The following is a 14,644-nucleotide window of genomic DNA, read 5'->3' as shown; positions in this document are numbered from 1 at the left end:
AATCTTACTTCTTTTGCATGGAGCATTTAGCAAACATTTGAAATTCATTACTTTGAAAAAGTTATTTTTCTTACTTTCTCTTATCACCTTCAATTTAAACCTTTTTGGTCAGGGTTTTCGAGTCAATTCCTATACTGTTGATATCACGCTATCCAAAGATGGTTATTTCGATGTCATTGAAAAATATGATCTCTTTTTTGAAGTCCCCAAGCACGGTATTTACAGAGATATTCAGACAAAATATGATTTTCAAACACCGGAGGGAAGACTTGAAAAAAGAGAAATTGAAATAACCAATATAGAAGTCCCAGATTATAAATTTGAAAAGAGTTCGAGCTTTGAGCAGCGGCTTAGTGGAAATGCCCAGATTAAGATCGGGGATGCTGATTATACGATTGAAGGTCGGCAACTTTATGAAATCAGGTACCGAGTCTATAATGCCTTCATCCACGATGAAGATCAAGTTCAATTTTATTGGAATTTAAAGCCGATGAATTGGGATCCCGGATTTGAAAATATTGAATTCAATATTCAAGTTCCAGAGAGTATCGATTTAAATCAAGGCGACTATTTTATCTACTCCGGCAGATTGGACAATTCAGAACCAAGTAGCGATTTTACTACAAGCTATTCAATTGGGGTTTTCTCAGGAAAAAGTCAAGAAGGCTTTATTTCATATTCAGGAGAAAGTGTCACTGTACTTCTAAAGCTTCCTGCCAATAGCATTAAAGAAATCAAACCTCTCTGGCCTTTCTGGTCGGATTACGGGTGGCTATTTTTTATAGGAGCAGTTTATTTCGGTTTTTACAGGGTGTGGCAGAAACATGGAAAAGATGACCGGGTCACAACCACTACTAGCTATTATCCACCCAAAGGTATGGATCCTGCGATGGTAGGTTTTCTTATCGATGATTCAGGAGATAATGTCGATTTGATTTCGCTGATTCCTTTTTGGGCCTCAAAAGGATATCTCAAAATCGAGGAGATCGACAAAAAAGGATGGTTTGCAAAGGACGATATTAAACTCACTAAACTAAATCACATTGAAGACAATGCACCTGCCTATCAAAAAAAATTATTCCTTGGACTTTTTTCAAAATATGGAACCCATGATGAAGTATTAGTGAGTAGTTTAAAGGATAAATTTTACACCACGATGGGAAAAGCGAAGGAAGATTTGAAAAAAGATGCCCAGATCTATTACGTGAATAAATCCCGTAAAATTAGAAACTATACGATCGGTGTTCTTATTCTTTTGATGTTCGTTCTCACTCCCCTTTTACTTTTCTTTTGGGGAATAGGAGCTGCAATTGCTTCAGTAATTTCTTGCGTTTTCCTTTTGATTATGAGCCAGTTTATGATCAAAAAGAATAAAGAAGGAAACCAAATCCTGACGGAATTAAAGGGCTTCAAACAGTTTATTAAAGTCGCGGAAGAGAACAAATTAAAAATGCTTTTGAAAGAGGACCCTAACTATTTTGAAAGTACGATGAGTTATGCTCTCGCTTTTGGGCTATTCGACAAATGGGCAAAAAAATTCGACGCATTGCATATTCCTCCACCAACTTGGTATACTTCTACTTCGGGAAGAATGATGACTATGAATCATTTTTCCAAATCTTTTTCTAGTTCCATCAATTCTGCACAATCTACTATGGTCAGTTCTCCTTCTAGTTCGGGAAGTTCCGGCGGCGGTTCATCCGGTGGTGGTTTTGGTGGCGGTGGCGGCGGTAGCTGGTAGAATCGAATTCGATTTTACTGTGTGATACCTTTCTCGGTAGTTAGTTTGACCTTTATTTAATACATGATAAAATCCATTTCTCTCACTTTTCTTTTTCTCTTATTATCCCTCTTTTCTCCTATTAAAGAAAAACCGAAGATCCTGATAATAGGTGATTCGATTTCAATAGGGTATACTCCTTTTGTTCAGGAAAAATTTGATGACCAAGCAATCGTCAGGCACAATCCTGGAAACGCACAGCATACAGGAACGGGGCTGGAAAAAATTGAAGATTGGATAGGAGAAGAAGATTGGGATATCATTCAATTCAATTGGGGATTATGGGATTTATGTTATCGGCACCCGGATTCCAAAGAGTACGGAAATCGGGACAAAGTGAATGGTACACTCACATTTTCCTTGGAAGAATATCAGTCAAATCTAGATATCTTGGTTACAAAAATCCAAAAGCTATCAGATGCCAAATTAATTTTTGTAACTACTACCTACGTTCCTGAAAACGAAGCTGGAAGATTTAAAAAAGATCCTAAAAAATATAATCGTGTTGCCAAAAAGGTCATGAAAAATCACGGAGTAATTGTAAATGACCTTTTCAAGCCATCTGTATCCATTCATAAAAAGAATGGAATCGGTAACAATGATGTCCATTATACGACAGAAGGCTATGAGCAATTAGGTCAGATTATCTCTGAGTTTTTAGAAAAAGAAATTCAATAATCGAGGCAGATAATACCTAATTAGAATTTGTTTAATTAGCATTCTATTCCCACCAATTTTTAATACAGGAAATCACAAATGAAAAATAGTGTCTTTATAGCTACAAGTTTGGACGGATTAATTGCAGGAAAGAATGATAGTCTTGAATGGTTATCTACTTTCCCTGAAATCGATCAAGTGGACACCGGCTATCATGATTTCACAGCAAATATCGATGCACTACTAATGGGTAGAAATACATTTGAAGTAGTTTGTGCTTTTGATGGGGATTGGCCTTATCAAAAACCGGTATTTGTCCTGAGCAATTCTCTTTCAGAAATTCCTGAAAATTACAGAGGAAAAGCATTTTTAGTGAAAGGTGCTTTGAGAGAAGTCCTTTCTCATATCCATGAAAAGGGATTTTTGAATTTATATATTGATGGAGGAACAACTATCCAAAGTTTTCTGAAGGAGGATCTGATAGATGAAATGATTATTACAACCATCCCTGTTTTACTGGGAGAAGGAATTCCTCTTTTTGCAAACCTTCCGAAACAACTTGTTTTTGAATGTAAAAAAACCACCTTATTTTTTGATAAGGTGGTTCAAAATCATTTCGTCAGAGCTAGATAATTTAGCTTGCTGTCCATCCCCCATCAACTGTGACCATCGATCCTACCATATAATTGCTGGCATCGGAAGCAAGGAAGATTGCCGCTCCTTGGATTTCTTTTAGTTCCCCCCATCTAGCCAATGCAGTAGCACCCACAATAAATTTTTTACCTTCTTCGGTATCTGCAATAGGAAGGTTCATTTCAGTTAAAAATGGTCCGGGACAAATTGCATTCACATTGATATTGAAAGGGGCAAACTCTAATCCTAAGGCCCGTGTCATCTGCACTACTGCGCCTTTACTGGAGGTGTAAGGGGTTCGGTTGGATAAACCAACCAATCCCAGCGTACTGGCCAGGTTGATAATACTTCCGTTTTTCGCAGCTTTCATATAAGGAGTGACTGCTCGGCAACATAGCCAGGTTCCGGTCACATTAATATCCATTACCTTTTGAAAATCTTCCAACGTCAATTCATCAATTGCTCCACGGATATTTATGCCTGCCGAGTTGATCAAAATGTCAATTCTTCCAAAAGCATCCATCGCCGCTTTTGCCATGGCAATGGTCTGATCTTCTCTAACCACATCTGCCTGAAAAGCAATAGCTTTGACTCCAAAAGCTTGTGCTATCTCTGAAGCCGCTTTTTCTCCTTCCTTAAGATTTCTGCTTACCAACATTACATTAGCACCCGCGCTTGCAAGTCCCGCTGCCATAGCTTGACCAAGACCTTTAGAGCCCCCGGTGATGATTGCTGACTTTCCTGTAAGATCAAAAAGTTTTATTCCTGGTAATTCACTAATCGTATTGCTCATTATGTTTTGTTTAATTATTGTTTTTTTATCCTAATCCCAATTTCTTTTCACTGAAATTCAGACAGGCAATTACATTATTTTCTTCAAAGGCGAGGCGTTCTTCCGGAGTCAAATTGGAAACTTTAGGTAGACCTTTTTCAAAGCTACTTTCCTTCACCATTCTCAATGTTTTAGCCAATTCCAAAGCAGATGAATCCGGAAAGGTACCCCAATATGCTTCATCTAGAATTGGGATCTCCAAGGGGTCGCGGGTAATCATTTCCAGACTGAAATTTATTTTCGGGTTAAATTTTTTACAAAGCTCCACCCCAGCTTTCAAATCTACAATTCCTTCTCCAAGTGGAACCTCGGAAAGTAAAAATCCATGGTCGTATTCTTTTATTCCCATATCCTTCACATGCGTAGAGAAAGCCATTGGAGCCAAGGTTTCTATCACCTCATTGGGATCTTCCAACAATGCCATATTATTCCCAAAATCCACTGTTACTCCTACCCATTCACTTCCTAAACCATGGATAATTTCAGCCAATTCAGCAGCTTTCCAATCCTTATGGTTTTCTACCGCCAATTTCATTTTATGTTTTCTTACGATAGTCTCAGCCATCCCCAAGGAAGCTAAAGCCTTTGCTTTAAAATCGAGAAATTCTTTTTCTGAATGGAAATTTTCATACCTCCTGCCATTTAAACATACAGTTCTTAAAACTTCGGCACCTGCTTCTTTTGCCGCTAAAACTTCTTTTTCAAAATCCGCTATATCCGAAGCTGATTTCGGAAGGGATATACTCCCTTCTAAATATAAACCTGACTTTTCACGAATATCTCTTACCTTCTTTGCAAAATCTGAAGCCCAACCATTTACACCTACCTGAACTCCTCCTGCTCCAATTTTTTCGCAGTGGGCAATCAAATCAACAGCAGTTTCAAAAGCCGGGTAGGCAGAACTTCCAGCTTTAGAGTGCCATCTCGCACCATAAGAATGGACTACTACTCCCATGGGAAATCCATCGAGGAAATGGGGCATTTCTGGAAATGGAAAGCTCATTGCTACAGCTCCTAAACTTGCCTTTCGAAGAAAATCCCTCCTCCCTACATTCGATATTAAAGTTTTATTTTTCATAAAATGCTGGGTTGGGTTTATTGCTAATTAGAAGCACTTGCCTCCAAATTTTCTATATGCTCATTTAATTCTGGTGCGGACCAAGGGTAAACTCTCCCTTGTGTCATGACACGCATACCACCTACCGTCCTTCTGGAAACTGGAGTAGCCTGATTTCCCCACTCATTCCTAATGTAGGTTAAAATTGCTGCAATGCTTGCATCATCCATTGTGGAATGAGAGGGCATAACAGGAAGAATTTCCGGGGCATCATATTTCTTTCCGTCCACTTCTATTGGACCTTCAAGGCCATGTAGCAAAATCAGTGAAAGCCGTTTTTCATCTCCTAAAACCCATTCTGAATTTACAAGTGGGGGCCCCATTCTATTCGCACCTCGTCCATTTGCTCCATGGCAACTTGCACAGCTAACCAGAAACTTCTGTCTTCCTTCTGCAAACTGCTTCATGGACTCTTCATCCAAAGTTCCTGAAGAAATAGCAGCTTCCTTTGGATTAAATCCGGGCCAAGAAAACATACTTTTCAACATCTCTATTCTATTATTTTCCAAGGGTAGATCTTGTCTTTGGAAAATAGCAGGTTCCGAATTGAATGATACAAAACCCTTCTCCGGTGAATTTGCTGATTGAATAGCTAAAGATGCCAATACTGCTTGTTCCTTCCATCCCATTTCAGGTTGATCAGCTAAAACAAGTAGCTCTTTTATTTCTTTTTTGTTCGCTTTTTTCACTATAGCAGCTGTCAGCATTTCCAAAAATATCTCTTGATCAGATTGGTTGCTCCCCCAGTCATCTGTCTGCCAAATAGCTTGAAGAAAATCGAACTCCCGATTGGCTAAACTACTCATCATAGCATCTCGAATTAATGGATCTTGTCCACGCTTTCTTAATAAATTAGACAAAACCATTTGTGCATCCTGAGTACTTAAAGCGAAAGAACTCAAGGCTAATTGTAGGTCTAGTGCTTCACCTGCATTTTCAACTAATTGGACCATTTGTTTACCAAATTTGTCTTTAAGATCAAGATTGTTTTCTGCCTGCTCATCTAATATTCTTAAAGCCGAACTCTGGATAAGCTCGCTATCATGATTCAAAAGCTCAAAAAGGAATTCACTATCTGATTGCCCCATTCCTTCCAAAGTCCAAAGCGCATGAAATGAGCCTAATTCATAAGAGGAATTCAGTGCTAGTTCCTTTAATTCCGGTATGATTGATAGATCTTGTTTCTCAACAAGAAGCCGTTGTGCCAAGTCTCGATACCAACCATCTTTGTGGGATAAATATCCTACCAATTCAGAACTGGATTTTTCAGAAAGCTTTTCAATTTTTCCTCGGCTCCTATTTTCTGGAAAAATTCTCCAAATCCTTCCCATATGCACTGGAGCATCAAGTTTTCTACTGATGGTTTGCTCCTTCAAATACTCAGTCATATAAGCGATGTGCTGGACAATGCCATGGTACATATCCACAATGTATAAAGCACCATCCGGACCAGTGGACCCATGAACTGGTCTAAATCTTTCATCGGTGGAAGCCAAAAACTCTCGACCAGGGTTAGGATCATTTGCTTCTAGATAATTGCCATTTTCATTTACTAAATTCCGTTTTACTAGATTCCCGGCATTTTCCATCACAAAAATATTACCCGCATATTCTTCGGGAAATAACTTGCCTCTGTAAACGATTGGAGAACACGCAGAAGTAAATTCTAAAAGCCTCCCCTGATCATCCAACGTTCCCGGGATATACCCTCTGTTTATAGCAAGATTTGATCTAATCGGGTAAATTCTCCTATCGATAGTTAACCCATGGTCTATCCCTGTAGAAGCTGTATGGTTTGGGTTCCGCGATAGGTAGTTTGCAGGGACTAAATCTCCATGAAGCTGTGACCAATTGTAATTATAAATCAAACGCCCTTTATCATCTTGGGAAATACCCCATTGTCCTCTGAATTCAGTACTGTCTCTTATCCACTCGTCTCCCACCAATCTATACCTAAGTCTGGACTTAGCACTGTAATACCAATTGTCTATGTTTCGCACAAAGCCATTATCTGTATGCTCCACCACCCCGTTACTCGAGTAAGTAGAATCTAGTAAAACCTTAGAATCTGCCTTCAAATCTCCGTCCAGATCTTTAGTCACCCACAAGGCATTATTTTCGGCAACTAGGGCTCCTCCTGAAAACAACCCTAATGATCGGGGCATGATCAAACTATCCAGATAAATAGTAGACTTATCCATTTCCCCATCGCCATTCATATCCTCCAAAATTGAGATTCTGCCGATCGGCTTGTCTTCATCACTTCCTTGGATATCTGTCATATACCCACGCATTTCCACGACCCAAAGCCTACCGTCCTCATCAAATTGGATGGCTACAGGTTCCTGTACCATAGGCTCGGCAGCCACCAACTGAATCTCAAACCCTGGTTCTAATTGAAATGACTCACGCTCATCTTCCGGTGATCTCGGTGGAGAAATGGCATTTGGATCATCTTTGGGGGGATTAGAGCAAGAAATAATCAACAGCATCAATAGACTGATGCTTGTGAAGCGGTTAATTGACATAGGTAATTCTTGGGTTTTTCATTTGCCCTATTTATGCATTGAATAGTCGATTTTATAAAAAGGGCAGACTTCCTAATTTGATACTTATTCAATTGATACACAAGCTTATTTCACTAAACGGTTCATTTATTTTTGACTTTTTACTCATTTGAAATATCCCCGAAATCATTTTTTAATTCCCTTAGAAGCTTTTATTGATCTTAAGATATATTCAAAATTAAACTCACTATTGACCAATTAAAGGCAATTTTTAAAAACAGAACCTCTCCCCTAAACCCCGAATATCACTATCTTTAAAACACACTTTGACTTACAAATTTATTATTAAATAAATAGGTGAATTTTACGAACTCATAAAGCAATTAGCCTGTTTGACTCAATACCATAATTTGAGTTTAAATCAATTTTTTATTGGAGAAGCACATTTCAAAAAAGGAGTACTTTAAAATTGTCTTGGTATTAGGTGCACTATGCACGATCAGCCCATTTTCAATAGATATGTATTTGCCGGGATTTCCAGCGATGGCAAAAGATTTAGATACTTCTATTTCCAATGTGCAACTTTCCTTAACAGCCTATTTGGTTGGTATAGCTATCGGTCAATTATTTTATGGCCCTCTCCTCGATAAATACGGGAGGAAAAAGCCCCTTTATGCCGGTCTAGGTATTTATGTCCTTGCCTCTATGGGTTGTGCACTTTCCGGATCAGTTGAAAACCTAATTATCATGCGTTTCCTACAAGCAATTGGAGGATGTGCGGGTATGGTCGCAGCACAGGCTTTGGTCAGAGATATTTTTCCCATTACCAAAACAGCCCAAGTTTTAGCATTATTGATTCTGGTTATTTCCGTATCCCCAATGATTGCTCCTACTTTGGGAGGATTTGTTACGGCTTATTATCACTGGCATTGGATTTTTATCATTCTGGCTTTGCTAACGATTATCATTTGGATATCAGTGATTTATATTTTACCAGAAGGTGCAGATCCAGACAAGCTTGTTTCATTGAAACCCAGTCAGGTTTGGAAAAACTATATTGCTGTACTTCAAAACCGACAGTTTTTGGTGTATATGATGGTAGGTAGTTTGGCAGGGGCTGCTCCATTTGCATATATAGCTGGTTCAGCTGATGTTTTTATGAATATCTATGGGGTAAGTGAAACCCAATATGGTTGGATCTTCGCTCTTTTAGCTTTTGCCATGATCGGGTCAACCCAACTAAACCACTTGCTTCTAAGAAGATTTTCAAGCCAGCAAATCATTCATTTTTCGATTCATTACCAATTAATCGTTGGGATTTTACTGATTTCAGGAATCTATTTTCAAATATTTGGAATCAGCTCTTTGCTATTTTTTATGTTCATCTTCCTGACAGCACATGGCTTAAACAGCCCGAATACGGCAGCCTTATCCATGGCACCTTTCTCCAAAAATGCCGGTAGTGCTTCTGCTTTACTGGGAAGTATTCGGATGGCTTTCGGAGGAATTGCTTCAGCTTGTGTCAGCTTTTTTCACGACGGCACTTCTCTTCCTATGGTATCGGTGATGGCCGTTTCTGTGGTCTTTGGATTTATTGTTTTGAAATTAGACCAAAATATTAATGGGACTATCAGTAAAGTCCATAGGAAGGAAGTACTAGCTGGGTAAAAAATATAAAGCAATAAGTATTTGGCGAAACTCAATCGCAGAACATCCCTACCTTTGTGGAAACTAATAAGAGATGAATTTTTCCAAACTAGGACTGAATAAAGAATTGCTTACCGCAATTGAAAAAGCCAATTACATAGACCCTTATCCAATTCAAATAGAAGCAATTCCAGCAATCTTAGATCATCAGGATATATTGGGAATTGCACCAACAGGTTCTGGGAAAACAGCATCTTATATTCTTCCTATTCTTCAGATTTTACAAGGAAAAAAAGAAAACAGAAGTAGAAATATACCTGTATTGGTTTTGGTTCCTACAAGAGAACTCGCATCTCAGGTGGCCCAAGTGGCAGAAAACTTTTCAAGATACTTAAAGAGGAGAGTTAAGACAGTTGCTGTTTTTGGTGGGGTTTCGATCAATCCACAAATGATGAAGATGAATGGAACAGATATCTTAGTAGCTACCCCAGGAAGATTATTGGATTTACTTTCCAAAAACTCTCTCTCTCTATCAGAAGTCGAGGTGCTCGTCTTGGATGAAATGGATAAAGTTTTGAATATGGGTTTTAGGGAGGAAGTCAATCAAATTCTTTCTGATCTTTCAAAAAAGCGTCAAAACATACTTTTTTCTGCGACTATGGATGAGGCTTTAGAGAAAATAATTACATCTCTTTTGAATAATCCTAAACGGATTTCCGTGAAACCAGCCGAAGTTGAGGTAGACCTAATAGAGCAATATGCCTATCGTGTAAGTCCAGAAAAAAAAGGGCCTTTGTTAAGGTATATTATCAATTCTGGTGATTGGAGTCAGATTTTAGTCTTTACTTCCTCTATTAGAACCGCTAATAATGTGGTCAATAAACTGGTGAAAAATGGAATCGATGCAATCGCTTTTCATGGGGACAAAAGTCAAGGAGCAAGAACGGAAGCGTTGGATAAATTCAAATCTGGAAAGACACGCGTACTTGTCGCAACGGATCTAGCCGGAAGAGGAATAGACATTCAATTTTTACCCTTGGTAATAAATTTTGAATTACCACGCTCTCCAAAAGACTACGTACACCGAATCGGAAGGACAGGAAGAGCCGGAGCAACTGGAGAGGCAATATCTTTAATTACCGAAGAAGATTTACATCATTTTAAAATCATCCAAAAAAAGATGAAAAAACATATACAGTTGAGAAGTTCAGATGACTTCGACCTCTAAGAGAGTTTGAATTTTCATTTTTTTAGAGGAACTTTTGTTTCTACTCAATCTCAAAAAAATGCTTCCATCAAAAATCAGATCTATTTTTTATGTATTGCTAATTTTTCAATTATTCAGTTTTAGGCATTCCGCTTTAAGCCAATCATCTCCAAATATCATCCTAATAATTACGGATGATCAAGGCTACGGAGATTTTGGATTTACTGGAAATCCTCACGTTTCTACACCAACAATGGATAATCTTGCCAAGAAAAGCATTGAGTTTACCAACTTTTATGTTTCACCAGTCTGCGCTCCTACTAGATCAAGTTTATTAACTGGTCGTTATTCTCTTCGGACCGGAATTAGAGATACTTACAATGGCGGAGCCATGATGTCCACCGATGAAATCACAATTGCCGAGTTACTGAAAGAAAAGGACTACACCACAGGAATATTTGGAAAATGGCACTTAGGAGATAATTATCCTATGAGACCAAGTGACCAGGGATTTGATGAGTCTCTGATTCACTTATCTGGTGGAATGGGACAGGTAGGAGATTTCACCACTTACTATCAAAGAGATCGAAGCTATTTTGACCCGATACTTTGGCACAATAACAAGCAGGAATCTTATTTAGGTTATTGCTCCGATATTTTTGCAGGAGAAGCAATTAAGTTTATTGAGAAAAATAAGGACAAACCATTTTTCACCTATTTGTCATTTAATGCACCCCATACACCTCTTCAAGTTCCGGACGAATATTATCAAAAATACAAGGATTTAGATCCTTCGGATGGCTTTGGAGCGGACGGAAAGCCGTTCTATGCCATGAATGAATCTCAAAAAGAAGATGCCAGAAAGGTTTATGCGATGGTGGAAAATATCGATGACAACCTGAAAAAGCTTTTTGATAAACTTGAGGAACTTGAAATAGCAGACAATACGCTTGTAATTTTTTTGACGGACAACGGACCCCAGCAACAACGATATGTGGCGGGTCTCCGGGGTCTAAAAGGAAATGTGTATCAAGGAGGAGTCAGAGCTCCCTTATTAATTCATTATCCAGAAAAGTTTCCAGAAAATAAAAAAATCAATGCATTAACAGCTCATTTAGATATACTTCCCACGATTGCGGAACTAACAGGGATTTCAGTTCCAAACGATAGAAAAATAGATGGGAAAAGTCTTATCTCCTTAATTGGAGGTGATGCTAGCAACTTTGAAAACAGGAGCTTTTTCTCTTATTGGAACAGGAAATATCCAGAGCGATACAATAATATATCCATTCAAAAATCTGGTTGGAAATTAGTTGGGAAAACAGATTATGATGCTTCAATCGAGGAGTTTCAATTGTACTATCTAACAGAAGACCCTTTTGAGCAAAGCAACTTAATTGCTCAAAACAAAGAAAAGAGTCTTGAACTCAAGGCAGAAATGGATTTGATCTTTGAGGAATTGATTCAGGAAAAAAATCTAACCGACCCACCAAGAATCCATATTGGATATGGCGATGAAAATCCAACTTTTTTGAATAGAAACGATGCGGCTGGGCAAAGAGGTATTTGGGCTCAGGAAGAGATTTATGGATATTGGAATGTGAAGATTGCTCCAGGCACTTATGATTTTAAATTCAAATTCGTAAAACCAGTGCCTGCAAAAGGAAATATGTATTTAGAATCAGGGACTGTTGTTAACCTACATACAGATAATTCAGAGGGGGAAATTGATATAATAGAGATGAAAGGCGTGAAATTATCTGAAATGGAAACCGAAATAATTCCTTTTTACCAAGTGAAGGGGAAACAGATTTTTCCTTTTTGGGTAGAAGTCTCAAAAAGATAATCCTTTGCCTTCCATCATTAAATTTTTTTTAACTATAAATCAGATTCAATAGATTCATATTTTAGCTTATCTTTTTGACTGAAAAACCTCATAATCGCAGAGTACATGCCCGCAAATACAAGTCCTGAAATTCAAGAAAAATTACCTAGAAATTTAGGCCTTTGGGGAGTTTGGATGCTGGTAGTGAATGGTTTAATTGGAGCAGGAATATTCGGATTACCATCAGGAGCAGCAAGATTAGCTGGAGAATATAGTGTATTGATCTATGCTTTTTGTGCCTTATTGATTCTACCTGTCATCTTGTGTTTTGCGGAATTAGGAAGCTATTTCCGAGGTACAGGAGGACCAATTCGGTATGGGAAATTAGCATTTGGGTCATTTGTGGGTTTTCAGGGAGGATGGCTTTATTACCTAGCGAGACTTATTTCTTTTGCTGCCAATACCGTACTATTAACCGATAGCATAGGCTACTTCCTTCCAATTGCATCAGTAGGTTCAGGAAGACTTATTTCCTTAGCCATTACTTGTGGAGCATTAAGCTTAATAAATATTTTAGGTTCTGTCGAATCAATTCGGTCAATGACGATTTTTACGATCATCAAATTCTCTGTTTTATTAGGATTAGTTTTTGGAGGATTTGCAATTTTAGGACCAGATGTGTTACCATCATTCCAAAGTCCTTTGCCAGAAAGCTCTAATTTAGGTGCTGCTGCACTTTTATTAATTTATGCGTTTGTTGGGTTTGAGGGAGCAGTTGTTCCTGCTGGGGAAGCAAAAAGACCTGAGAGAGATATGCCTTTTGGTTTATTATTAGGTTTAGTAATTGTTGCAGTATTATACATGTTGATTCAATTAGTAACGCAGGCTGCAGTTCCAAATTTATCTGAAAGTACTACACCGCTTTTGGATGCATCCTCTTCCTTATTTGGTAGTGCTGGAGCTGTAATACTTATGATTGGAGTTGCCACATCCGTAATAGCTAATTTAATTGGCTCTATGTTTTCAGCTACCAGAATCACCTATGCTTTAGCCTTGGAAAAATCTCTACCGAAATGGTTTGGTGAAGTTCACACCAAATTCCTTACACCCTCCAATTCTGTCATATTTTTTGGGATTGTAGCATTTACTTTGGCCGCATTTGGAAGTTTCACTTTTCTAGCTGCCATGACAGTTTTGTCGAGGTTGTTTTTATATATCATGAGCTGTGCCGCCATTCCAGTTCTAAGGCCGAGATTTAAGGAACAAAGTCCATTCATACTCAAAGGTGGTTATCTTGTCCCAGTTTTAGGAATTTTGGCTTGTTTGTGGTTGATGATACAGGTTAGTTGGACTTCGGTTTGGTTGACAGCAGTTCTAATTATACTTGGTTCAGTATTATATTGGTTTGGGAAAGATCAAGAAAAATAAGCATGCTATTCCTACTAAATATTTCTCTTTCTAAAATGAACATTTGACCTTTGAAGTCATCCCAAACTTCCTTAGAAGTTTTAATTCTTTCGGGTTTTCTATTTCGCGATAACTAATGACCAATCAAAACCTTGCCATACGAACAGTAATTTTCAGCATGCTGGGTAATGTCGCATTGGCAAGTATTAAGTTTTTGGCTGGAATTTTCGGAAATTCCTATGCTTTGATAGCGGATGGAATCGAATCCGTAGTAGATGTTTTCGCATCAATTTTAGTTCTTATTGGACTTCGCTATGCAAACAGACCTGCTGATGAAAACCATCCTTATGGCCATGGAAAAGCAGAGCCCCTAATCACTTTTTTAGTGGTTGCTTTTTTAATTGTTTCCGCTGCTACTATTGCTTTTCAAGCGATTCAGCATATCAGAATTCCTCATGAAACCCCTAAAACATTCACATTATGGGTTTTAGGAGCGATTATCATTTGGAAAGAAACATCCTATCAGATTGTAATTCGAAGAAGCAAAAAAACTAATTCCGATTCTTTGAAAGCAGAAGCTTGGCATCATAGGAGTGATGCTATTACCTCAGTGGCAGCATTCATAGGAATTTCCATTGCTCTTTACTTTGGAAAAGGTTATGAAGTAGCAGATGACTATGCGGCATTAGTCGCCGTATTTTTCATTGTTTATAACTGTTACAAAATCTTTAGACCTGCATTGGCAGAAGTAATGGATGAAAATAACCATGAAGAAATGATCAATAAAATCCGGGATATTTCTATTCAGGTGAAAGGGGTGAAAGGAACAGAAAAGTGTTACATAAGAAAAGCAGGGATGGATTATCATGTAGATTTACATGCTTTAGTTGATGGGAATCTTACTGTGACAGAAGGACATGATATTTCGCATGTTTTAAAAGATCGTTTACAAAAAGAAATGCCTGAAATCGGGCATTTATTAATCCATATCGAACCCTACTAAGTCTAGTTTTTTGTTGAATTTTGAAAATC

The 14,644-nt window shown here is 38.1% G+C and carries 11 protein-coding genes; 8 read left to right on the top strand and 3 right to left on the bottom strand.

What is annotated here, in order from left to right; genetic code table 11:
* Nucleotides 1-52: 52 nt before the first annotated feature.
* From AAGF08_RS05655 to AAGF08_RS05645, 3 genes are all read left to right on the top strand, one after another.
* Entirely contained in the window at nucleotides 53-1,741 is a 1,689-nt protein-coding gene (locus tag AAGF08_RS05655) for a DUF2207 domain-containing protein (protein WP_343510125.1), read from the top strand.
* Between the two features lie 63 nt (nucleotides 1,742-1,804).
* On the top strand, nucleotides 1,805-2,458 hold the full coding sequence (locus AAGF08_RS05650; protein ID WP_343510124.1) for an SGNH/GDSL hydrolase family protein: 654 nt from the start codon (nucleotides 1,805-1,807) through the stop codon (nucleotides 2,456-2,458).
* A 78-nt stretch (nucleotides 2,459-2,536) separates the two neighbouring features.
* Entirely contained in the window at nucleotides 2,537-3,070 is a 534-nt protein-coding gene (locus AAGF08_RS05645; RefSeq protein WP_343510123.1) for a dihydrofolate reductase family protein, read from the top strand.
* Nucleotide 3,071: 1 nt separating this feature from the next.
* Here AAGF08_RS05645 and AAGF08_RS05640 read toward each other — a convergent pair whose 3' ends face one another.
* Genes AAGF08_RS05640 through AAGF08_RS05630 form a run of 3 tightly spaced genes read right to left on the bottom strand, consistent with a single transcriptional unit; the run spans nucleotide 3,072 to nucleotide 7,547 of the window.
* A complete protein-coding gene (locus AAGF08_RS05640) occupies nucleotides 3,072-3,863 on the bottom strand; it encodes a glucose 1-dehydrogenase (RefSeq protein ID WP_343510122.1) in 792 nt (263 codons plus the stop codon).
* Nucleotides 3,864-3,888: 25 nt separating this feature from the next.
* Nucleotides 3,889-4,980, bottom strand: a complete 1,092-nt coding sequence (locus AAGF08_RS05635; RefSeq protein ID WP_343510121.1) for a sugar phosphate isomerase/epimerase — start codon at nucleotides 4,978-4,980, stop codon at nucleotides 3,889-3,891.
* Between the two features lie 23 nt (nucleotides 4,981-5,003).
* Nucleotides 5,004-7,547, bottom strand: a complete 2,544-nt coding sequence (locus tag AAGF08_RS05630) for a c-type cytochrome (protein WP_343510120.1) — start codon at nucleotides 7,545-7,547, stop codon at nucleotides 5,004-5,006.
* 411 nt (nucleotides 7,548-7,958) lie between these two features.
* Here AAGF08_RS05630 and AAGF08_RS05625 point away from each other — a divergent pair, with 411 nt between their 5' ends.
* The 5 genes from AAGF08_RS05625 (at nucleotide 7,959) to AAGF08_RS05605 (ending at nucleotide 14,615) form a co-directional block, all read left to right on the top strand.
* On the top strand, nucleotides 7,959-9,194 hold the full coding sequence (locus tag AAGF08_RS05625) for a multidrug effflux MFS transporter (RefSeq protein ID WP_343510119.1): 1,236 nt from the start codon (nucleotides 7,959-7,961) through the stop codon (nucleotides 9,192-9,194).
* A gap of 73 nt (nucleotides 9,195-9,267) precedes the next feature.
* The gene (locus AAGF08_RS05620) at nucleotides 9,268-10,401 is read left to right on the top strand and encodes a DEAD/DEAH box helicase (protein WP_343510117.1); all 1,134 of its coding nucleotides are present in this window, start codon (nucleotides 9,268-9,270) and stop codon (nucleotides 10,399-10,401) included.
* A 58-nt stretch (nucleotides 10,402-10,459) separates the two neighbouring features.
* Nucleotides 10,460-12,226 (top strand): arylsulfatase, encoded by a 1,767-nt coding sequence (locus tag AAGF08_RS05615; protein WP_343510116.1) that lies wholly within the window; start codon nucleotides 10,460-10,462, stop codon nucleotides 12,224-12,226.
* Between the two features lie 105 nt (nucleotides 12,227-12,331).
* Nucleotides 12,332-13,633 carry an APC family permease gene (locus AAGF08_RS05610; RefSeq protein ID WP_343510115.1) on the top strand — a complete coding sequence of 434 codons (1,302 nt, stop codon included), beginning with the start codon at nucleotides 12,332-12,334 and terminating at the stop codon, nucleotides 13,631-13,633.
* 115 nt (nucleotides 13,634-13,748) lie between these two features.
* The gene (locus AAGF08_RS05605) at nucleotides 13,749-14,615 is read left to right on the top strand and encodes a cation diffusion facilitator family transporter (RefSeq protein WP_343510114.1); all 867 of its coding nucleotides are present in this window, start codon (nucleotides 13,749-13,751) and stop codon (nucleotides 14,613-14,615) included.
* Nucleotides 14,616-14,644: the final 29 nt, after the last annotated feature.

The sequence above is a fragment of the Algoriphagus sp. SE2 genome (genome assembly GCF_039563885.1).
Lineage (GTDB): Bacteria > Bacteroidota > Bacteroidia > Cytophagales > Cyclobacteriaceae > Algoriphagus.
The sequence above is the reverse complement of the archived record's forward strand: the minus strand, read 5'-3'. Positions and strand labels throughout refer to the sequence as shown.

Excerpts from the sequence above, each read along its gene's own strand:
- AAGF08_RS05650 (WP_343510124.1), top strand. The coding sequence starts at position 1,805 with ATGATAAAATCCATTTCTCTCACTTTTCTTTTTCTCTTATTATCCCTC.
- AAGF08_RS05645 (WP_343510123.1), top strand. The coding sequence starts at position 2,537 with ATGAAAAATAGTGTCTTTATAGCTACAAGTTTGGACGGATTAATTGCA.
- AAGF08_RS05640 (WP_343510122.1), bottom strand. The coding sequence starts at position 3,863 with ATGAGCAATACGATTAGTGAATTACCAGGAATAAAACTTTTTGATCTT.
- AAGF08_RS05635 (WP_343510121.1), bottom strand. The coding sequence starts at position 4,980 with ATGAAAAATAAAACTTTAATATCGAATGTAGGGAGGAGGGATTTTCTT.
- AAGF08_RS05630 (WP_343510120.1), bottom strand. The coding sequence starts at position 7,547 with ATGTCAATTAACCGCTTCACAAGCATCAGTCTATTGATGCTGTTGATT.
- AAGF08_RS05620 (WP_343510117.1), top strand. The coding sequence starts at position 9,268 with ATGAATTTTTCCAAACTAGGACTGAATAAAGAATTGCTTACCGCAATT.
- AAGF08_RS05615 (WP_343510116.1), top strand. The coding sequence starts at position 10,460 with ATGCTTCCATCAAAAATCAGATCTATTTTTTATGTATTGCTAATTTTT.
- AAGF08_RS05610 (WP_343510115.1), top strand. The coding sequence starts at position 12,332 with ATGCCCGCAAATACAAGTCCTGAAATTCAAGAAAAATTACCTAGAAAT.
- AAGF08_RS05605 (WP_343510114.1), top strand. The coding sequence starts at position 13,749 with ATGACCAATCAAAACCTTGCCATACGAACAGTAATTTTCAGCATGCTG.